Here is a 19,760-nt window from a genome sequence, read left to right as displayed (position 1 = left end):
CGCCAAGCGACATAGAACTTTCTGATCACTTAAATATTTGCAACTGGATCGCCGCCCCGCCCTTCATTATGTTGAAACGGCAAAGCCCGGGAGGAACAGGTGAGCGCAGTCAACACAACCATATTTGCCGAACATATCGCGGAACTGGGAGAAGGTCCGGGCTATGATCCACTGACCGCTCAATGCTGGTGGTTCGATATTCTGGGTCAGAGACTGATCGAAAAAGATGATGGTGGTGAAGTCCGCACGCACGATCTGGGCATGAAAGCCAGCGCGCTTGCAGTCATTGATCGTGAGCGGCAGCTGATCGTCAGCGAACATGGTCTGTTTGTGCGCGAGCGCGCCAGTGGACGCCTGGCGCTGCACCATCCGCTGGAAGCCGATAATGACGTCACACGCTCCAATGATGCGCGTGTGCATCCGTCAGGTTCCTTCTGGATCGGGACCATGGGCAAGAAAGCCGAGAAGGATGCTGGCTCAATCTGGTGGTATCGCGCGGGGCAAGTCAAAAAGCTTTTCTCTGGCATCACGATCACCAACTCGATCTGCTTTTCGCCGGATGGCAAGATCGCTTATTTTGCCGATACCGACCGCAATATCATCTGGCGGGTCGATACTGATCCCGAAACCGGGCTGCCGGTCTCGGAAAAAAGTGTGTTCCATCATCGCGTGGAAGATGGTGGCGTTGATGGCTCGGTGGTGGATGCAGAAGGAACACTGTGGAATGCTTGCTGGGGTGGCAGTGCGCTCAATGCCTACTCGCCGCAGGGCCGTTTGATACGCTCGATCAAGCTTCCTGTTAGCCAGCCAACCTGCCCAGCCTTTATCGGCGCAGACGCCTCTGTGCTGATCGTCACCAGCGCTCATGAAGGCATGAATGAAAATGCCCGCAATGCTGATCCACATGCGGGCAAGGTCATATTGCTAGATCTTTCGATCAGCGGACGTCATGATCCGCCGGTCAAGCTATAATTAAAACGTAACACGCTTTAGTTCCTTGTCTTTCGCATGTCTTTAACCCAAAACCGGTTCCCACTTTTGGGAGACATGCTTATACACCTTCGACGATGACGATTTCGCCGTCCGCCACAGTCTGGCGGATGGCTTTTGCAGCCTGATATTCCGGCGAGTTGTAGCAATCAAGCGCGTGCTGCATCGTTTCAAATTCGATGATGACATTGCGGGCGCGGCCCTGACCCTCAACGGCTTCGGCTTTACCGCCACGAGCGATAAACTTCGCACCATAGCGCTCGAAAGCAGGCTTGGCGGTCGAGACATAATCCTTGTAGCGCTCCGTATCACGGGCATCCACGCGGGCGATCCAATAGGCTTTGGTCATATCATCCTCCTCAGAAACTGATTAGGCAACCGAGCGCATTTCTTCCAGGATGGCAAGGGCTGAAGCCCTGCGATCGCTTGCGCCGACAATTGGTCGCGCAACGACGAGATGGCTTGCACCGGCTTCTAACGCATCGGCTGGTGTCATGACCCGCTTCTGGTCGCCCTTCTCGGCTCCCGCCGGACGAATTCCTGGAGTAACGACGGCCATCTCGGGGCCAATGGCCTGACGAATGGCAAAAGCTTCGGCAGCCGACGCAACAATCCCGCCCATGCCCGCGTCCCGCGCCTGTTGCGCACGCTTGAGCACCAGTGCTTCCGGCGTATCGGAATAACCCGCCTCTTTCAGATCAGCATCATCCATCGAGGTCAGAACAGTCACGCCAAGCAGGCAAAGATCAGAGCCTTTGGCCGCTTCCACAGCCGAACGCATGGCCTTTGGATAAGCATGAAGGGTAAGCATGGAAACGCCCATCTTCGCGACATTTTCCACGCCCTTGGCAATGGTATTGTCGATGTCGAGGAGCTTCATGTCGAGAAAGACTTTTTTCTTTGCCGCAATCAGACTCTTGGCGAAATCAAGACCGCCTGCAAACACAAGCTGGTAGCCGATCTTGTAGAAAGTGGCCGCATCGCCAAGCTCTTCAACTACCTTTTCCGCTTCAGCAACGGTTGGCACGTCGAGGCCCACGATCAGCTGATCGCGCAAATCTGTGGTCGTCATGGTAATCTCCGCTGTGATTTTTAGTTTTAGAGCGCGTTTCGATCGGATTTAATCAGATCGGCGCTCTAAAGTCTTTTACTTGAAGCATAATCTTATCGATCCTCGCTCCGCTCAGGTCGGATTATGCTATTCGCACAACAGGGCGCGGTACGAAAGATACCGCGCCCTGAAATGTGCAGATAGTGCCAATTATCAGCGCCCCGGATTGACCGAGTGCTTAATCAGGCTCGCACATACAGCGCTCAGCATCTTTGCCTGACGCTCATTTTTGAGCGTGTCATCATCGTTGAAAGCATCGGCGGCACCGCTAACGGAACACTGCTCAGTCACGATATGCGTGCCGACATTCATCAGAACGGCGCGCAGGTGATAAAGCCCACGCACACCGGCGAAAGCACCGTTGGAAGTCGAGCAAAGCCCGACAGTCAAACCCGCATAGGGCTTGAGCGGCTTATCGCCATCCTTCGAAATACGGCTGACCCAGTCGATCGTGTTTTTGAGAAGCGCCGGGATCGATGCGTTATATTCCGGAGAACAGATCATCAGCCCGTCATGCGCGGCAAATAGACGACCAAGCTTCATGGCGTTTTCAGGAATACCCTCTTCAGCTTCCAGATCTTCATTCATGAAGGGAAGCGGATAATCAGCCAGCGAAATATGCGTGACGCTCGCACCTTGTGCAGCCAGCTCTTTGGAAGCCGCCTCTGCCATATGGCCTGAAAAAGCGCCTTTGCGGGTAGAACCCGCAAAGATCATGATCTTTGCCGTCATTGATTAATATACTCCGTAAAAGGTCAGACGAGCGGACTACGATAGACCCAGAGCTGTGCGGGCGGAACATTGCGCACGACGAAATCGTAATGCTGCACAGTGTAATTGCCTTTGCCAGCTGGCACTGGCGGACGTGGACCATAAGTAATCTGTATGAGAGGACGGCCGCGTGGAATTCGGGACAAAAGATCTTCCATCAGCTGAATGCGGCTTGGCATTGGGAAATTCAGCATCGGAACGGCTGAAACAATGCTGTCGAATTTCTGATCTTTCATATTGCCCAAAGCGCTATCCAGATCGAATACATCGCCCTGGATTATGTTCACATCGGGGAAAGTCCGGTCGAGATGTTCGACAAAATCTGAGGAGTATTCAACGCAGTAGAGATCGGAAGGCTTCACGCCATGCGCAAGAATAGCCTTGGTGATAACACCTGTTCCCGGTCCGAGCTCCAGAACAGGCAGGCCTGATTTCGTATCGATAACACTCGCCATGCGTCGCGCTGTAATCGAACTTGTCGGCAATATAGCGCCCACCGCCTTCGGTCCGTCTATCCAGCCTTTGAAAAAACGGATTTCCTCATCGAACTTAGCGGCCAGTTTCCTGCCGAGCTGTCCTGCCATTCTCACTGCTCCCATTGTCGTTATCAGACAAGTTTATGCCGCATTGGATTGGTTAGGCAAGGCGACAATAAGGAAAGTATAAAAAAAGGGAGCCAAACGGCTCCCTTTTCATCACTCACCTATACCTTCGAAAAACTCCTTCATCCGGGAGAAGAAGCCTGCCGATTTCGGGCTGTTCTCCTTGGATGAGAGTTGTTCAAATTCCTCAAGCAACTCGCGTTGCCGCTTGGAAAGGTTCTGCGGCGTCTCAATATCAATCTGGATATAAAGATCACCCACTGCCTGCTGACGCAAAACCGGCATACCCTTGCCTTTGAGGCGGAATTGCTTGGCGTTTTGTGTACCTTCCGGCACCTTCACGCGAGTCTGGGTGCTATCAAGCGTGGAAACTTCAAAATCTCCACCCAGTGCTGCCGTCGTCATCGAGATTGGAACCTTGCAGTAAAGATCAGCCCCATCACGCTGGAAGAACTCATGCGGCTTAACCGACAGGAAGATATAAAGATCGCCCGATGGCCCGCCACGCGTTCCGGCTTCACCTTCGCCAGCCAGACGAATACGAGTACCGTCTTCGATACCAGCCGGGATATTGACCGAAAGCGAACGCTCCTGCGTAACACGGCCCTGACCATGGCACTTGCCGCAAGGATCCTTGATGATCTGACCGCGACCGTTACAGGTCGGACAGGTCCGCTCAACCGAGAAGAAGCCCTGTGCTGCGCGCACGCGGCCCGAACCGGAGCACATGGTACAGGTGGTCGGCTGCGAACCGGCTTTTGCGCCCGTACCTGAGCATTCATCACAGGTGATGGAAGTCGGCACACGGATCTGTGCGGCCTTGCCGGAAAAAGCTTCTTCCAGACTTACTTCCATATTGTAGCGAAGATCGGCGCCGCGTTCGCGTCCGCCATTCGAGCGGCGGCGACCGCCACCCATCATCTCGCCAAAGATGTCTTCGAAAATATCGGAAAAACCGCCGGCGCCACCAAAGCCGCCGCCGAAACCACCGCCACCCATGCCGCCATTTTCAAAGGCTGCATGACCGAAGCGGTCGTAAGCTGCACGCTTCTGCGGGTCCTTCAGCGTTTCATAGGCCTCGCCGATTTCCTTGAACTTGCGTTCAGCATCCGGATTGTTCGGATTACGATCCGGATGATACTCCATGGCAAGCTTACGAAAGGCAGTCTTCAACACCTTATCGTCTGCTGTTCTCTCAACACCTAGAGCTTCGTAGTAATCGATCTTCATTAGTTCGTTATCCCGACGGCTGGATCGCATCCGTCTTTACGGTAGCGTCTCCACGGTCCTGTTTGACACAAATCACACCTCTGATCGAGTGGTATGACTGCTGGACTATTCTTGTTGTTTCTGTCCGTCCGGTGCAACCGTCCCGAAAATTCGCAAAAGCCCGGGACTGACGTCCCGGGCCTTAGCATTACGGACAAGGCTTACGACTTTTTCTTGTCGTCGTCGATTTCTTCGTAATCGGCGTCAACAACGTCATCGTTGGAAGAAGCCTGCTCACCACCGGCAGCACCACCTTCTTCAGCAGCCTGTGCTGCTTCATACATGGCCTGACCAAGCTTCATCGAAGCTTCGGCAAGGGTCTGCGTCTTCGCCTTGATATCTTCAGCATCATCGCCTTCAAGCGAGGTACGAAGGGCTGCGATTGCGCCTTCGATTGCCTGCTTGTCTTCAGCCGAAACCTTGTCACCATATTCCTTCAGCGACTTTTCAGACGAATGAAGGAGGCTTTCGCCCTGGTTCTTGGCTTCAACAGCATCACGACGCTGCTTGTCAGCTTCAGCGTTTGCTTCTGCGTCCTTGACCATTTTTTCGATGTCGGCATCCGAAAGACCACCCGATGCCTGAATGCGGATCTGGTGTTCCTTGCCGGTGCCCTTGTCCTTCGCGGACACATTGACGAGACCGTTGGCGTCGATGTCGAAAGTCACTTCAACCTGCGGCACGCCGCGTGGTGCCGGCGGAATGCCAACGAGATCGAACTGGCCGAGGATCTTGTTGTCGGCAGCCATTTCGCGCTCGCCCTGGAAAACGCGGATCGTCACAGCCGACTGATTGTCTTCAGCGGTCGAGAAGGTCTGCGACTTCTTGGTCGGGATCGTCGTGTTGCGATCGATCAGACGGGTGAATACGCCACCAAGCGTTTCAATGCCGAGCGAAAGCGGGGTTACGTCGAGCAGCAGAACGTCCTTGACGTCGCCCTGCAGAACGCCGCCCTGAATTGCAGCACCCATGGCAACAACTTCGTCCGGGTTCACGCCCTTGTGCGGTTCCTTACCGAAGAACTGCTTCACGACTTCCTGGATCTTAGGCATACGGGTCATGCCGCCAACCAGAACCACTTCGTCGATGTCGCCAGCCTTGAGGCCTGCATCCTTGAGCGCTGCCTTGCATGGCTCGACCGTGCGCTGCACGAGATCGTCAACCAGGCTTTCGAACTTCGAGCGCGAAAGCTTGATAGCAAGGTGCTTAGGACCGGTCTGGTCAGCCGTGATGAACGGCAGGTTGATTTCGGTCTGCTGAGCCGACGAAAGTTCGATCTTTGCCTTTTCAGCAGCTTCCTTAAGACGCTGCAGAGCAAGCTTGTCGTTCTTCAGATCGATGCCGCTTTCCTTCTTGAACTCGGTAACGAGGTATTCGACCAGACGCATGTCAAAGTCTTCACCGCCGAGGAACGTGTCACCGTTGGTGGACTTAACTTCAAACACGCCATCGCCGATTTCGAGAACCGACACGTCGAAAGTACCGCCGCCAAGATCGTAAACGGCAATCGTCTTGCCTTCGCTCTTGTCGAGACCATAGGCGAGAGCTGCAGCAGTTGGTTCGTTGATGATACGCAGAACTTCAAGACCAGCGATCTTACCGGCATCCTTGGTTGCCTGACGCTGAGCATCGTTGAAGTATGCTGGAACCGTGATAACGGCCTGCGTAACAGTTTCACCGAGATAGGATTCAGCGGTTTCCTTCATTTTCTGAAGGATCATGGCCGAAACCTGCGATGGCGAATATTTCTTGCCGTGGGTTTCGACCCATGCGTCGCCGTTGTCGCCCTTGACGATCTTGTAAGGTACAAGATCCTTGTCCTTTGTGACCATTGGGTCATCAAAGCGGCGGCCAATCAGGCGCTTTACGGCAAACAGAGTGCCTTCAGGGTTGGTGACAGCCTGACGCTTCGCAGGCTGGCCAGCGAGGCGTTCGTCGCTATCGCTGAAAGCGATAATCGAAGGCGTCGTGCGAGCACCTTCAGCATTTTCAATGACCTTCGCGCTTTTTCCGTCCATGACGGCAACGCAGGAGTTGGTCGTTCCCAGATCGATACCAATAACTTTAGCCATATTTCTCTCCATTCAGCAAACCGCAAAGACCTCTACCGAGCGTTCCATTAGCGGTTCCTATCGATTTCACAATGCCTGCTTCAAGGTGTGATGTCGGGAAGGATTTTTCAATCCACCCGGCCTTTTATCAAAGCCCTGTGCGAGGCGTATATAAGAAAGGCGGTTTTTCACTGCAAGTCACAAGCTATGTGACACAGAAAGATTTCTTCCTGACAGTTGTTCCAGTCACACAAATCAGACACTCACGAAGCCGTCGCTTTTACCAGCACGATATATAGCATCGATGAATTTCTGATTTGCCTTCGAGTTTTCCAGAGAAAACAGCAGCACGCCTTCGCCTTTCGTGGCTCGCACGAAGTTTTCGGCCTGAAGCTGGTAGTGGTTTGTATCGGAGAACGACCATTCGGTCGCTTCCGTATGACCGCCATTATAGAGCGTAATGCGGCCCTGACCATATTTACCGGTGTTAAAAGGTGCGTGAACTTCGATAAAGCCCTTGTCACCATGGAAAACCATGGTCTGACGAGCCGCGAGCTGTGTTGCGACATAAAAAGTAAGGTCGAAGCCATCAAATCGTGCCGACACATTCGCGTAACGATCAGTACCGAACTTCGGATCGAACTCGACCGATGCCTGAACCGAGAGCGGCTCTTTCTCTGTCACCATACGCGTAACAACGGTCGGATACACGCCAATATCCGGTAGCGCGCCACCGCCAAGTTCCGGCTGATTGCGCATATTGCCAGGATCATTGTTGAAATAGCTGAATGCGCCCTGCACATGGCGCAACGTTCCGATCGCGCCCTCAGCAAGAAGGTGACGCAGCTTGATCCATTGCGGGTGGTAATAGACCATGAAGGCTTCGGCGATTGTCACCTTATGTTTGTTGCGCGCGGCAATCAGTTGGTCGATATCCTCGGCTTTCAACGCAATCGGCTTTTCGCAGAGAACATGTTTGCCCGCTTCTGCAGCCTTCAGCGTCCATTCGATATGCTGCGAGGTTGGCAGCGGGATATAGACACCATCCACTTCATCACTTGCCAGCAATTCTTCATAGGAACCAAAGGCCAGCGGTGCGCCAAACCGATCGGCAACAGCACGCGCACGCGCCTGATCGCGACTGGCGATTGCATGGACCACGCCGTTATCGGAAGCGCAAAGCGCCGGAATAACCTGCGTAACGCCAATCTTGGCGGTGGAAAGAATACCCCAACGAAACATTCCAGTCCCTTTGCTCATTATGGTCTCAGCCTTCTTTGTCCCAGCTCTGAATAGTCAATTCAGGCCAGCATTCCAACGCCCGGCGAGCCTTGATTTCATATGTTTCGCGGTTATCGATGGCATGATTGGGCCGAATACGAAACGAAAAAATGTCATCCAGCCCAAAAGGAGCGTAAATATTGAGCGTGTTATCACTCGCCAATCTCACGCCCACGCAATGCGCTATTGCTACGTAACGCTCAATCGATTCGGATGCGCAACGAAGCGGCGGATAGGGCTTTCCGAAATGCTCTTCAAACCATAGATGAACGCGCGCCTGATTGCGTATCTCGACAGGCAGCGTATAGCCTTCAAAAGCCATAGCGCCCGCTTGAATAGCCGAATCTTCCGCACTCCATGAGAGATCAGAACCATCGAAGTAAGCGATGTCGATGTCTTTGATGCCATAGCCATGAGGGCGTCCGCTCAGCACATTCCATACAGAATTATAAAGCGCACCGGAAACGAGCCACCAATCTGGAAGGTTGAGACGGCGCGCGCGCGACAGTGCGGCCGATAGGATTGGAACAGCTTCGATTATTCTGCAAAAACGTTTTGTCTGTACTGATTGCGGGAGGCCAGAATAGCGAAAATGATCCAAGTTCACGCCCCCAGAAAGCGGTGCTGCATCTCATACGATCCGCGAAAGAAATCGATAAATGCGCGCAGTGCCGGACGCATCTGACGACGACTTGGATAATAGAGGTAAAGACCCGCGAAAGGCTGGCACCAGTCTTCAAGTACCCTCACCAGCCTTCCATCCGCGAGCGCATCCCGAACGTGATCCTCAAACAGATAAGCGAGACCAGCGCCGTTTAGGATCGCATCGAGAATCAACCGGTCATCATTGAGAATAAGTGAGCCGTTGATGGCAATCTCCAGCTCTTCACCCGCCTTTTCAAACTCCCAGCGATAGATACGACCACTTGCAAAGCGATGCCTCACACAACGATGCTGCATCAGATCATTCGGATGTCTGGGGATCGTTGTCCTTTCGAGATAGGACGGTGAGGCAACAATCGCCGCACGCAGATCGCTTGTCAGGCGGGCGCAGATCATGTCGGCCTCAAGGCTCTCGCCAAGCCGCATACCGGCATCAAAGCCAGCTGCGACAATATCGGTGAATGCGCTTTCAACCGTCAGATCAAGCGTAATGTCGGGATAGGCTTCCGCAAATTCACCCAATCGCGGCGCAATGACAAATTGTGCTGCGATATGCGGCATCGTAATACGCAATGTCCCTGCAGGGCGCTCGCGCGCTTCAATTGCTGCACCCAGTGCCTGATGAATTTCCTCGAGCGCCGGAGCAAGCCGTTCCAGCAATTGCCGTCCGGCATCCGTGGGCGCAACGCTTCGCGTGGTGCGCGACAAAAGTCGGATGCCAAGACTGTCTTCAAGGGCAGCAACCGCATGACTGACTGCGGAAGGCGCAATCGACAATTCACGCGCCGCCCCTCGGAAACTGCCATGGGCAGCAACAGCGGCCAACACAGCCAGTTGGGAAAGCTGATTTCGATTCATTGTTCTAAAATATAGAATAACCCGTGAAAATAAATCAGTATTATCGAACGCCTGTTCGAGAGTTAGTTTCGGCCTTACCGGAAACCCTGTGTTTTCAGAGTTTCCGAGCTCCCCATATTTGAGAACTCGTCCCGAAAGGAATACCGATGAAAACGCGCAAGCTTGGCCAGGAACTGACTGTCTCCGCAATCGGCCTCGGCTGCATGGGCATGAGCTATGCCTATGGCGGACAGGACGAACAGGATGCCATTGCCACTTTGCACCGTGCCTTTGATCTTGGCATAACATTTTTTGATACGGCTGAAGTTTACGGCCCCTATGAAAATGAAAAGCTGCTGGGCAAGGCACTCAAATCAGTTCGCGATAAAGTAACGATTGCCACGAAATTCGGCTTCAAGATCGAGGATGGCAAGCCAGTTGGCGTCGATAGTCGTCCTGAAAATATTCGCGCCGTGGCCGACGCCTCTCTCAAGCGCCTCGGCATCGAAACCATTGATCTTTTCTATCAGCATCGCGTTGATCCGAATGTGCCGATTGAAGACGTCATCGGCACGATGAAAGATCTGATCGATGAGGGTAAGATCCGGACCATCGGCCTTTCGGAAGCAGGTGTAAAGACGCTGCGCCGTGCCCATGCCGTACACCCAATTGCGGCACTTCAGAGCGAATATTCACTGTGGGAACGCAATCCTGAAAATGACGTGCTGCCTGTTTGTGCCGAACTTGGTATCGGCTTCGTGCCCTATAGCCCGCTTGGTCGTGGCATGTTGACCGGCAAGGTGCGTTCGCAATCGGATTTTGCTGCAGATGATTTCCGCAAAACCTTGCCGCGCTTCCAGCCCGGCAACCTTGAAGCCAACAACAAGCAGGTCGATCTGATTGTCGAGATGGCTGGTGAAAAGCAGGTGACACCGGCGCAGCTCGCGCTTGCCTGGGTTCTTCATCAGGGCGATTTCATCGTACCGATCCCCGGTGCACGTAAGGTCAACCATCTCGAAGACAATGCAAAGGCCGCAGATGTTTCTTTGAGCAGTGACGAGCTAAATCGCCTGAACACGCTTTTCAGCTCAGACACGATTGCAGGCAAACGCTATCCCGATGCATTGCTGGCAACTACCGGCCTCTAAAGCTTTTGGCTTTATGCAAAAAAAGGCGGGGTAGCCCCGCCTTTTCGCGTTCACAGAATAAAACAAACGCAAAGATTTAAATGACCGCCCTCATAAAGTAGAAAAATCTAATAAGGCTTGTCATTCTTGCGGGTGCGTGCTTTTTGCGCCCTATGCAAACAGGAACCATCACGAAAGTGCTTGGCATATTTGCCATCGCCGCCGCTGCTATTGCTTGCTTCTCCCTCGTGGGGCTTGGCCTCATGTATGGGATGTATGGCGTCATCTTTATCGATGGCGTCGCGAGCATCTTTCTTCTTGCCGTCTGCTCGGCGATATTCTGGTTCTCGAAAGTTGACCGGAGAAAGCCCGAAGCAGCAGCCATCATGATTTCATTCATGTCGTTTACGGCCATGTTTTTCGACAGCCGCGGCAACCCTGTTTACAACCAGCCTTTGGTGTGGCTGTTCGGAAGCCCCGGCAGTCATCTTCAAATCAAAGAAATCGTCAGTCATGGCGGCGGTAGTACCGGCGTAAATTACGAGTTCCAGATCGTTAATCTCTATGGCGCAATCGAACGCACGATCAGCGGCTGGTTTGTGATTCCGTTCCGTTTTGTCGAATATCTGATCGTGCTTTCAATCGTCACCACAATCATCACCGTCATAAGAAATCGCTCCGGGAGCAACTGGCTCCCTGACGATGCCAGACAATGATGGGCCAGAGAATAATTAGGACGGACGGGGACATACTTCCGGCCTTTAAAATCGATGCACTGCAATCATTTTACCGTTTTTAGAATGTGCTCAATGAGGGAAAACCACATGAAACGCTTCTCGCCTCGTGCGATCCTGTTCACGCTTCTCGCGGTCAGTCTGCCGACCGCAGCTTTCGCGCAAACTGCCGATGAGGCCGATCCAAATGCTGCGATTGAAAAGATGAACGCCTATGTTTCGCTTCTCAACCGCACCATTCGCGCTTCGGAATCGCTCGACCGCTATGATAGCTGGGTCGACATGAAGAAGGGCCCGACCGGTAAGGAGCGCAATGTCTACGGCCTTTACTCGCTTTATGATGTTCGTAGTGAAATTGAAGCAGCCGAAGAAGCCACAAAGGCAGACCCAAAACTCCCTGCGCTTGATGAAGCGATGGTGAGCTATATTGCGATCTATCAGAAGCTTGCCCCGGTGGTTGAAAAGGCGAGCAAATATTACGACCGCAAGGACTATAAGTCCGACAAGTTTGCTGGTGCGAAGGAATTCCACAAACAGATCGCCGAATATGCGCCAGAGTTCACCAAAGAACGCAAGCATGTCGATGCGCTGTTAGGCGAGGAAAAGGCCAAAATCGATCTTGCCGAACTTGATGCGCTTGAAAAGGCCGAAGGCAAGAAGGCCAACTGGCAGGTTCGCAATGTCATGATGCGTGCCAATGCAGTTGTTGAACTGCTGCCGGAAAATGAAAAGCCAGTTGTCGATATGGAAGCCTTTGGCAAAGCCATGGACACTTACGCGGCCGCCGTTCGCGAAATGGACGATTACGCAACCGAGCATCCAAACTCGTTCCATGTTTTCGAATCCCGCCCTGCAAGCCTTTTGGGCAAGCTGCGCGATTTCCAGGAAAAACTGGAAAAGACCAAGGGCGATGCCCGCAAGGGTAATGCCGCTTCTGATCTTCAGTGGATTGTTAGTGATTACAACACCATGGTTTCGACATCGCAGAGCGCAACCATTTTCTCGAAGGATTAATCATCCCTTCCGATACAAAAAGCCGGGGCATCAACCCCGGCTTTTTTATTTGCAGGTCGAAAATTACATCCGACGCAACGCGCGGGGCGCGAGACTCAACAGACCAAGAAGCGTCATGATAAAGCCCACCCACAGCGGCGCATGAAGGCTATATCCGGATTGAAGCGCCAGACCACCTGCCCATGGCCCAAGGCCCAGACCGATGTTGATGACAGATGCGTGCATCGCATTGACCAGCGCGCCCGGATGCGCAATCCGCATGACGCGGGCAATGAAAGCGGGATTAAGCGCAATGCCCGTAAGACCAATCATGACGATTGCCAGCATGGTTGCAAATTTCAGCTCCGCAAAGAGTGCAAAGATCAGCATTGCCGCCAGCATGATCAGAATGCCGATAAAGATAGTCGCAATCGTATGACGGTCCGCAAAGCGACCAACAATGTAATTGCCGATGATGTTTGCAGCGCCATAAACCGCCAGCAAATAAGGCAGTTGCGCTTCCGGGAAGCCAGCTAGTTTCGCAGTAATTGGCGAAAGATAGCTATAAACCGAGAAGGAGGCACCGATCACCAGGGCACTGGTTGCATAAGCTGCCCATAACCGTGGCTTGCGCATTTCATTCAGCTCTGAACGCAGATTTACTTCCGAATGATTTGGCTTTGCTTCGATTTTGAGCGCAATCACCAACGCACAAAACAGCACCAGCACCACAATCGCCCAGAAGCTTGCCCGCCAGCCGAAAGCGTTGGTGATAGCGGTTGCCAGCGGCACACCCAAAACAGTGCACAGCATAAGACCTGCAAAGACCAGCGACGATGCACGACCACGTAATTCAGGCACGACGAGCTGCGCAGTGATCGCCAGCATCAGGCCGAAACTTGTCGCCGCTGCCATGCCGGTGAAAACACGCGCTACCAACATCACATGGAAATTGCTGGTTGAGGCAGCCACACTTTGCCCCACAGCATAAAGGATCAGAAGCAATAGCAGCCCGCGCTTATTTTCAATCTTCAGCGCCAGAAATAGCATTGTCACCAGCGGACCACCTATCGTCATGCCGAGAGCATAGACCGAGATGAGATTACCAATATCGGAAATCGAGCGGCCAAAAGCCTCCTGAAGTGCTGGCATCATGCCGGAAATCATCAGCTCGGAAGTGGTCAGTGCAAAGACGCCAAGCGTCAGGCAATAAACCACCAGTGGGATTGCACGCGCCTCGCTTGAAGACGCAGAAGCCCCTTCCGCCGTGATGGCAGAATCACACACTTCGTTCATGGGACGAATCCTATTTATATAGTCAATACTACATAATTCATATCGCCTTGCTCCGGAGCGTCAAGCAAATTATATAAGGATGACTACAGAAAGGGCGAAAAATGGTTCCGCGCGGCCGACCGCGCAGTTTCGACCGCGATACTGCGCTGGAAAAAGTCATGAAAGTCTTCTGGGCAAAAGGCTATGAATGCGCCCAGATCAACGATTTCACATCGGCGATCAGCATCACGCCGCCGAGCTTTTACGCAGCATTTGGCAACAAGGAGCAGGCGTTTCGCGAAGCTGTGGACTATTATAGCCGCACGATTGGCGCCACTCCTTTCGAGGCACTCGAAAATGCGCGCACCATTCAGGACGGTATGCGGCAATGGCTGGAACTCAGCGCCGACAGCGCCTTTGCGTGTCCTGCTGGCGGATGCATGATCAGTGTCAGCTCTATCCAGTGCAAACCTGAAAATGCCGATGTGAAGGCGTTCCTTCAGGGTGTTCGTCACACAAATCATGAGCGGCTTTCACAGCGTCTGAAGCGCGCCATTGCAGAAGTCGATCTGCCAGAAAAAACTGACATCGCGCAAATGACCGAATTTTATCACATGATCCAGCAGAGCATTTCTTTTGAAGCCCGTGATGGCAATTCCCGCGAAGCTGTACAGAAGATCATCGACATGGCCATGCTTGCCATGCCTGCGCGTGCGGCTGTCCCCGCATGAGTGGCACGATATCCGCCGTTCTGATCCATGTCGGCGATGTTGAGACGGCAATCGAGTGGTATCTCAAAGCCTTTCCGCAAGCTGTTCTCAAACATCTTGAAGCGTTTGATTTCAGCTATCTGCAGATCGGCGATGTGGATCTGGAAATTGTTCCGGCAGATGAAAAAGTTTCATCGGGTGCTGCGGGAAGTGTTGTCTATTGGCACGTCGAGGATTTCGATGAAATGCTTGCGCATTTGATTGCCATTGGCGGCACGCTTTATCGCGGGCCGCTCGATATTCAAGACGACATGCGCATGTGTCAGGTCAAAGACCCATGGGGCAATTGTATCGGTTTACGAGGTTAAAAAAGCCCCGCTAAAAGCCGGGCTTTTTGTTTCATTCTTATCCGCGAAGAACGCCGCCGGTCTGCTTGGTGACATTTGCGATCACCTGCTTTGCCAGTGCTTCCAGATCTTCGTCGGTCAGCGTGCGATCCTGTGGCTGCAACAACACTTCAACCGCAATCGACTTCTTGCCTTCACCAAGCGAAGCGCCTGTGAAGACGTCAAACACCTGCACGCCGGCAATCAGCTTCTTGTCAGCCGACGAAACGGCCTTCACGACGTTACCGGCTTCAACGCTTGCATCCACGACGAAAGCGAAGTCACGCTTGAGGCTCTGGAACTGCGAGAGGCTCAGAGCTGGCTTGGTGCGGGTTGCCTTTGCCTTCGGCTCAGGAATGGCATCAATATAGACTTCAAAGCCGCAAAGCGTGCCTGAAACATCAAGCGCTTCCAGCGTATCAGGGTGAAATTCACCGAAATAACCCAGAACCACCTTCGGTCCGAGCTTCAGTGTGCCCGACCGACCCGGATGGAACCATTCCGGACCACCGGCTTCGATCTGGATGCGATCAACCGGCGCGCCAGCCGCTTCAAGGGCAGCCAGGGCATCAGCCTTGGCATCAAACACACCAACGGGTGCTGCATTGCCAGACCAGAAACGGCCCGAGCCTTCAACACCAGCCGTGCCACGACGGACACCACCGGCCACACGACGCTGCTGTTCCGGCTTGTCACCTTCATAAATGCCAGACACTTCAAACAGTGCCGTATCACCAAAACCGCGATCCGCATTGCGTTGAGCAGCAGACAGCAGACCCGGCAGAAGCGATGGGCGCATATCCGACATATCGGCTGCGATCGGGTTCGCCAGCTTCAGTTCCGGCTTGCCACCGCCAAAGGCTTTGGCCTGCGCTTCGGAAATGAAGGAATAGGTCACAGCTTCCATCATGCCGCGCGAAGCAAGTGTGCGACGTGCCAGACGCGTACGGATCTGCAATGTCGTCAGAATACGGCCATTCACCGTGCCAAGGCCCGGCAACGGCTGTGGTTCGATCTGATTGATGCCATGGATACGCATGACTTCTTCAACGAGGTCGGCTTTGCCTTCCACGTCACCACGCCATGTTGGCACGGTTGCCTTGATGACCTTGCCGTCGCCTTCAGCGCCGAAGCCAAGACGCTTCAAAATGTCGAAAGATGCGTCATAGGAAACATCGATGCCGGTAAGGCGCTTCACTTCCGTAACCGGAAAATCGATCACGCGTGCGGTCGGTGCCGTGTAACCAACCACGTCGAGAACTGTCGGCTGACCGCCGCAGAGTTCGAGCACCAGCTTGGTTGCAATTTCCGCACCCGGAATCATCATTTCAGGATCGACGCCACGCTCAAAGCGATAGCGTGCATCGGTGACGATGCCCAGTTCGCGGCCCGTACGTGCGATTGTGCGCGGGTCCCAAAGAGCGGATTCGATCAGCACATCGACAGTGTTTTCATCGCAGCCCGAATGCTCACCGCCCATGATACCGGCGATCGATTCGGGGCCGTTTTCATCGGCGATCACGTACGTGCCCGGCTTGAACTTATATTCGCGCTGGTCGAGGCCGAGAATGGTTTCGCCATCCTTTGCCGCGCGCACTGTCAGATTGCCCTTAACTTTGGCCGCATCGAAAACATGCAGCGGACGGCCCTGATCAAACGTCACATAATTGGTGATGTCCACCAGTGCATTGATCGGGCGCAGACCGATAGCCTTCAGGCGCTGCTGCATCCATTTCGGGCTTGGGCCGTTCTTGACACCCTTGACCATGCGCAGTGCGAAGCCGGTGCAGAACGGGTTTTCGGCATCCTGATCGAGAATGACCTTAACCGGTGTCTCGCCTTCGCCCTTTACAGGTTCAGCATCGAGCTTCTTGAGCGTGCCGAGGCCCGCGGCTGCCAGATCACGGGCAATGCCACGAATACCAGTGCAATCTGCGCGGTTTGGCGTCAGACCGATTTCGATAATCGGATCATCAAGACCCATATAGGCGGCAAAGCTCGTGCCGACCGGAACATCGTCCGGAAGGTCGATAATGCCATTATGTTCATCAGAAAGTTCCAGCTCGCGCTCCGAGCACATCATGCCAAAGCTCTCAACGCCACGGATTTTGCCAACCGAGAGCGTGACATCAAGGCCCGGAACGTAATCGCCCGGACGACCCAGAACACCAACGAGACCGGCGCGCGCGTTCGGAGCACCACAAACAACCTGAACCGGCTGGCCTTCGCCCGTATCAACCGAGAGAACGCGCAGCTTGTCGGCATCCGGATGCTGAACTGCCGTCAAAACCTTGGCAACTTTGAAGGCCCTGAAAGCAGCGCGGTCATCGACCCCATCCACTTCCAGACCAATATCGGTCAGCTTTTCGACGATCTGATCGAGCGTCGCATCGGTTTCAAGGTGATCCTTGAGCCAGGAAAGCGTGAATTTCATGATCGTGTTCTTTCCTAAATTTCAGCGTTTAAGCACTTCGACCACGCGAAAGCGCTCGCAAAGCAATTCCATATCAAGGGAGAAGCCGCCGTTGCGGCGAAAATAGGCCTCGTGCCCCTTTCGCCATTCTTCCAGCGGGCCTTCGCCCTCCTGTTCCGCAAATGTGGCATCAACCTCATCGAAGCGGCGGACCGTCAGCTCTACTGTTTCGATCACCGCGGCAGGTTGACCAAGACCATCCAGAACCACATCACGACGTCCGACGACCGGCATCGGCTCGCTGTCTTCACCGAACGAGGCAAGCGCGGCACAGGTCGCAGTCTTGCGACCTGCCAGTACGAGCGCAAGCAACTCATCGGCGAGTTCCGGCGAATCGCCAAAGGCAAAAGTCACCGCATCGCGATAAGGTTCGGGCAGTTGCGTCATGCGCTCAGGCCACCAAACAGCGTTGGCAGATCGAGCGGACGGAACCCGTAATGGTTGATCCAACGCACATCGGCATCAAAGAAGGCACGCAGATCAGGCATTCCGTATTTCAGCATGGCGATGCGGTCGATACCCATACCCCATGCAAAGCCCTGATAGACGTCCGGGTCATAACCCGAAGCGCGCAGCACATTCGGATGCACCATGCCGCAGCCGAGAATTTCGAGCCAGTCCGTGCCTTCGCCGAATTTCACATGCGGGCCGGAACGGTCGCACTGAATATCAACCTCAACCGATGGCTCGGTGAATGGGAAGAAGCTCGGACGCATGCGCATCGTGACGTTTGGCACTTCAAAGAAAGCCTTGCAGAATTCTTCCAGCACCCATTTCATATTGGCGACATTAGCCGACTTATCGACGACCAGACCTTCGACCTGATGGAACATCGGCGAATGAGTGGCGTCGGAATCCATGCGATAGGTCTTGCCCGGAATGACGATGCGGATCGGTTCGTCACGGCCTTCCTTATCGCGAATGGCTGCGAACTTCTCCATCGTGTGCACCTGCACCGGCGAGGTATGCGTACGCAATAGCTTGCGCTCGCCCTTCTCGTCTGGATTGAAGAAGAACGTGTCGTGCATCTCACGCGCCGGGTGGCCTTCAGGGAAGTTCAGCGCCGTGAAATTGTAATAGTCGGTCTCGATATCCGGACCTTCGGCAATCGAGAAACCCATATCCGCGAAAATCGCGGTGATTTCATCGATAACCTGAGAAATTGGGTGAATGCGGCCACGCGATGCGGCGCTTTCGCGTACCGGCAAGGTCACATCGACTTTCTCACGCTCAAGGCGCGCTGCAATGGCTTGCTTGCGCAGCTCTGTCTTGCGTTCAGTGAGCGCTTCGGTGACGCGATTCTTCAGGCCGTTGATGGCAGGACCCTGCGCCTGACGCTCTTCCGGTGTCATGCTGCCCAGCGTCTTCAGCTTTTCAGAGATAGTGCCTTTTTTGCCGAGTGCTGCAACGCGCACCGCTTCAATCGCCTGCTCGTCGCTGGCAGCAGCGATTTCGCCCATGATCGTTTGTTCGAGTTGTTCGAGATCGCTCATTGTCTATATCCCTGTCGCGCTGAACGCGCTCCACGCCTCTTGGTTTACATCCCTCTCGTGTCCAGGGGACACTCGACGCCTCTTGGTCGCGCCATTGGCGCCAGATACGAAAGAAAAACCCGCGCCAGCCGAGCCAGCGCGGGTTCCCCAAATTCAAAATATCACTTGGGAAGGGCTGGCTTAGCGAACAGCGCCTTCAAAAGCGTTTGGCGTCTCGGTGTTCTTGAGGTACTCGAGAGCCTTCTTTGCCGACGCAACCAGCGCACCGAACGCATCAGGTTCATGGATTGCGATGTCGGAAAGAACCTTACGGTCGATTTCGATACCTGCCTTAGCAAGACCGTCGATGAAACGACCATAGGTCAGGCCCTGTTCACGAACAGCAGCGTTGATACGCTGAATCCAGAGAGCGCGGAACGTACGCTTGCGATTCTTGCGGTCGCGGTAAGCATACTGCTTCGAACGATCTACAGCAGCCTTAGCAGTGCGGATCGTATTTTTACGACGACCACGGAAACCCGAAGCCTGGTCGAGAACTTTTTTGTGCTTGGCGTGGGCGGTAACGCCGCGTTTTACACGTGCCATGATATGATCTCCTTAGAGGATAGACGGCTTAGAGGCCGTTAGGCAGGAACTGTTTTACGATCTTCGCATCTGCGTCCGAGAGCACCATGGTGCCGCGTGCATCGCGAATGAACTTGTTCGAGCGCTTGATCATGCCATGGCGCTTGCCTGCAGCCGCAGCTACAACTTTGCCAGTGCCAGTAATTTTGAACCGCTTCTTAGCAGCCGATTTGGTCTTCATCTTGGGCATTTTGCTACTCCTTTGTTTAGTCCCCGTCGTGCTTGCAACACTCCACGCCTCTTGTTTGAAAAGGCGTCCGTCCTGCAAAAGACCGGAACTCTGTTTTACTTCCAGACCGACCAAGTCTGAAAAGCATACGAAACCGCCACGGCATGCCCTGCCGGGCGGTTCGAACGCGGCCTTATAGGC

At 53.9% G+C, this 19,760-nt stretch carries 21 protein-coding genes; 6 read left to right on the top strand and 15 right to left on the bottom strand.

The genetic code is table 11. The features are described 5' to 3' along the window. The first annotated feature begins 99 nt into the window (after window positions 1–99). Window positions 100–972, top strand: a complete 873-nt coding sequence (locus KMS41_11195) for an SMP-30/gluconolactonase/LRE family protein (protein ID QWK77624.1) — start codon at window positions 100–102, stop codon at window positions 970–972. A 79-nt stretch (window positions 973–1,051) separates the two neighbouring features. On the opposite strand, the gene KMS41_11190 is transcribed toward KMS41_11195, so the two are convergent. The 9 genes from KMS41_11190 to KMS41_11150 all read right to left on the bottom strand — a co-directional run bounded on the left by KMS41_11190 (window position 1,052) and on the right by KMS41_11150 (window position 9,596). Further along, window positions 1,052–1,339, bottom strand: coding sequence for a DUF1330 domain-containing protein (locus KMS41_11190; GenBank protein QWK77623.1), 288 nt, complete (start codon window positions 1,337–1,339; stop codon window positions 1,052–1,054). A gap of 21 nt (window positions 1,340–1,360) precedes the next feature. Beyond that, window positions 1,361–2,062, bottom strand: a complete 702-nt coding sequence (gene pyrF / locus KMS41_11185) for an orotidine-5'-phosphate decarboxylase (protein QWK77622.1) — start codon at window positions 2,060–2,062, stop codon at window positions 1,361–1,363. Window positions 2,063–2,254: 192 nt separating this feature from the next. Further along, complete coding sequence (locus KMS41_11180; GenBank protein ID QWK77621.1) at window positions 2,255–2,833, bottom strand: NAD(P)H-dependent oxidoreductase; 579 nt, start codon at window positions 2,831–2,833, stop codon at window positions 2,255–2,257. A gap of 23 nt (window positions 2,834–2,856) precedes the next feature. Next, a complete protein-coding gene (locus KMS41_11175; GenBank protein ID QWK77620.1) occupies window positions 2,857–3,456 on the bottom strand; it encodes a methyltransferase domain-containing protein in 600 nt (199 codons plus the stop codon). 111 nt (window positions 3,457–3,567) lie between these two features. Beyond that, the gene (gene dnaJ, locus KMS41_11170) at window positions 3,568–4,704 is read right to left on the bottom strand and encodes a molecular chaperone DnaJ (GenBank protein QWK77619.1); all 1,137 of its coding nucleotides are present in this window, start codon (window positions 4,702–4,704) and stop codon (window positions 3,568–3,570) included. 200 nt (window positions 4,705–4,904) lie between these two features. Continuing rightward, window positions 4,905–6,815, bottom strand: coding sequence for a molecular chaperone DnaK (gene dnaK / locus KMS41_11165; protein ID QWK77618.1), 1,911 nt, complete (start codon window positions 6,813–6,815; stop codon window positions 4,905–4,907). A 234-nt stretch (window positions 6,816–7,049) separates the two neighbouring features. After that, the gene (locus KMS41_11160) at window positions 7,050–8,036 is read right to left on the bottom strand and encodes a Gfo/Idh/MocA family oxidoreductase (protein ID QWK78858.1); all 987 of its coding nucleotides are present in this window, start codon (window positions 8,034–8,036) and stop codon (window positions 7,050–7,052) included. Between the two features lie 25 nt (window positions 8,037–8,061). Beyond that, window positions 8,062–8,676 (bottom strand): nucleotidyltransferase family protein, encoded by a 615-nt coding sequence (locus KMS41_11155; GenBank protein ID QWK77617.1) that lies wholly within the window; start codon window positions 8,674–8,676, stop codon window positions 8,062–8,064. Window positions 8,677–8,678: 2 nt separating this feature from the next. Next, window positions 8,679–9,596: a LysR family transcriptional regulator gene (locus KMS41_11150; GenBank protein ID QWK77616.1), complete on the bottom strand. Its 918-nt coding sequence runs from the start codon at window positions 9,594–9,596 to the stop codon at window positions 8,679–8,681. 146 nt (window positions 9,597–9,742) lie between these two features. Between KMS41_11150 and KMS41_11145 the strand changes: the two genes are divergently transcribed. The 3 genes from KMS41_11145 (at window position 9,743) to KMS41_11135 (ending at window position 12,450) form a co-directional block, all read left to right on the top strand. Continuing rightward, window positions 9,743–10,723: an aldo/keto reductase gene (locus tag KMS41_11145; GenBank protein QWK77615.1), complete on the top strand. Its 981-nt coding sequence runs from the start codon at window positions 9,743–9,745 to the stop codon at window positions 10,721–10,723. A gap of 152 nt (window positions 10,724–10,875) precedes the next feature. Next, window positions 10,876–11,418 carry a hypothetical protein gene (locus KMS41_11140; GenBank protein ID QWK78857.1) on the top strand — a complete coding sequence of 181 codons (543 nt, stop codon included), beginning with the start codon at window positions 10,876–10,878 and terminating at the stop codon, window positions 11,416–11,418. A gap of 108 nt (window positions 11,419–11,526) precedes the next feature. Next, on the top strand, window positions 11,527–12,450 hold the full coding sequence (locus tag KMS41_11135) for a YiiG family protein (GenBank protein ID QWK77614.1): 924 nt from the start codon (window positions 11,527–11,529) through the stop codon (window positions 12,448–12,450). 63 nt (window positions 12,451–12,513) lie between these two features. Here the strand turns inward: KMS41_11135 and KMS41_11130 are convergent, their stop codons facing one another. Continuing rightward, window positions 12,514–13,725, bottom strand: coding sequence for an MFS transporter (locus KMS41_11130; GenBank protein ID QWK77613.1), 1,212 nt, complete (start codon window positions 13,723–13,725; stop codon window positions 12,514–12,516). Window positions 13,726–13,826: 101 nt separating this feature from the next. On the opposite strand from KMS41_11130, the gene KMS41_11125 reads away from it, so the two are divergent. Further along, window positions 13,827–14,435 carry a TetR/AcrR family transcriptional regulator gene (locus KMS41_11125; protein ID QWK77612.1) on the top strand — a complete coding sequence of 203 codons (609 nt, stop codon included), beginning with the start codon at window positions 13,827–13,829 and terminating at the stop codon, window positions 14,433–14,435. Further along, complete coding sequence (locus tag KMS41_11120) at window positions 14,432–14,782, top strand: glyoxalase/bleomycin resistance/dioxygenase family protein (GenBank protein ID QWK77611.1); 351 nt, start codon at window positions 14,432–14,434, stop codon at window positions 14,780–14,782. The genes KMS41_11125 and KMS41_11120 overlap by 4 nt, the downstream gene beginning before the upstream one ends. Window positions 14,783–14,819: 37 nt before the next feature. Here the strand turns inward: KMS41_11120 and pheT are convergent, their stop codons facing one another. The 5 genes from pheT to rpmI form a co-directional block, all read right to left on the bottom strand. Beyond that, window positions 14,820–17,234: a phenylalanine--tRNA ligase subunit beta gene (pheT, locus tag KMS41_11115; protein QWK77610.1), complete on the bottom strand. Its 2,415-nt coding sequence runs from the start codon at window positions 17,232–17,234 to the stop codon at window positions 14,820–14,822. A 21-nt stretch (window positions 17,235–17,255) separates the two neighbouring features. Continuing rightward, on the bottom strand, window positions 17,256–17,660 hold the full coding sequence (locus KMS41_11110; protein QWK77609.1) for an ASCH domain-containing protein: 405 nt from the start codon (window positions 17,658–17,660) through the stop codon (window positions 17,256–17,258). Next, complete coding sequence (gene pheS, locus KMS41_11105) at window positions 17,657–18,766, bottom strand: phenylalanine--tRNA ligase subunit alpha (protein QWK77608.1); 1,110 nt, start codon at window positions 18,764–18,766, stop codon at window positions 17,657–17,659. The genes KMS41_11110 and pheS overlap by 4 nt, the downstream gene beginning before the upstream one ends. A gap of 180 nt (window positions 18,767–18,946) precedes the next feature. Continuing rightward, window positions 18,947–19,351: a 50S ribosomal protein L20 gene (gene rplT / locus KMS41_11100; GenBank protein ID QWK77607.1), complete on the bottom strand. Its 405-nt coding sequence runs from the start codon at window positions 19,349–19,351 to the stop codon at window positions 18,947–18,949. A gap of 28 nt (window positions 19,352–19,379) precedes the next feature. Then, on the bottom strand, window positions 19,380–19,580 hold the full coding sequence (gene rpmI / locus KMS41_11095) for a 50S ribosomal protein L35 (protein QWK77606.1): 201 nt from the start codon (window positions 19,578–19,580) through the stop codon (window positions 19,380–19,382). Window positions 19,581–19,760: the final 180 nt, after the last annotated feature.

It is taken from the genome of Ochrobactrum sp. BTU1, from assembly GCA_018798825.1.
Lineage (GTDB): Bacteria > Pseudomonadota > Alphaproteobacteria > Rhizobiales > Rhizobiaceae > Brucella.
This window is presented reverse-complemented; position numbering and strand designations above follow the sequence as displayed.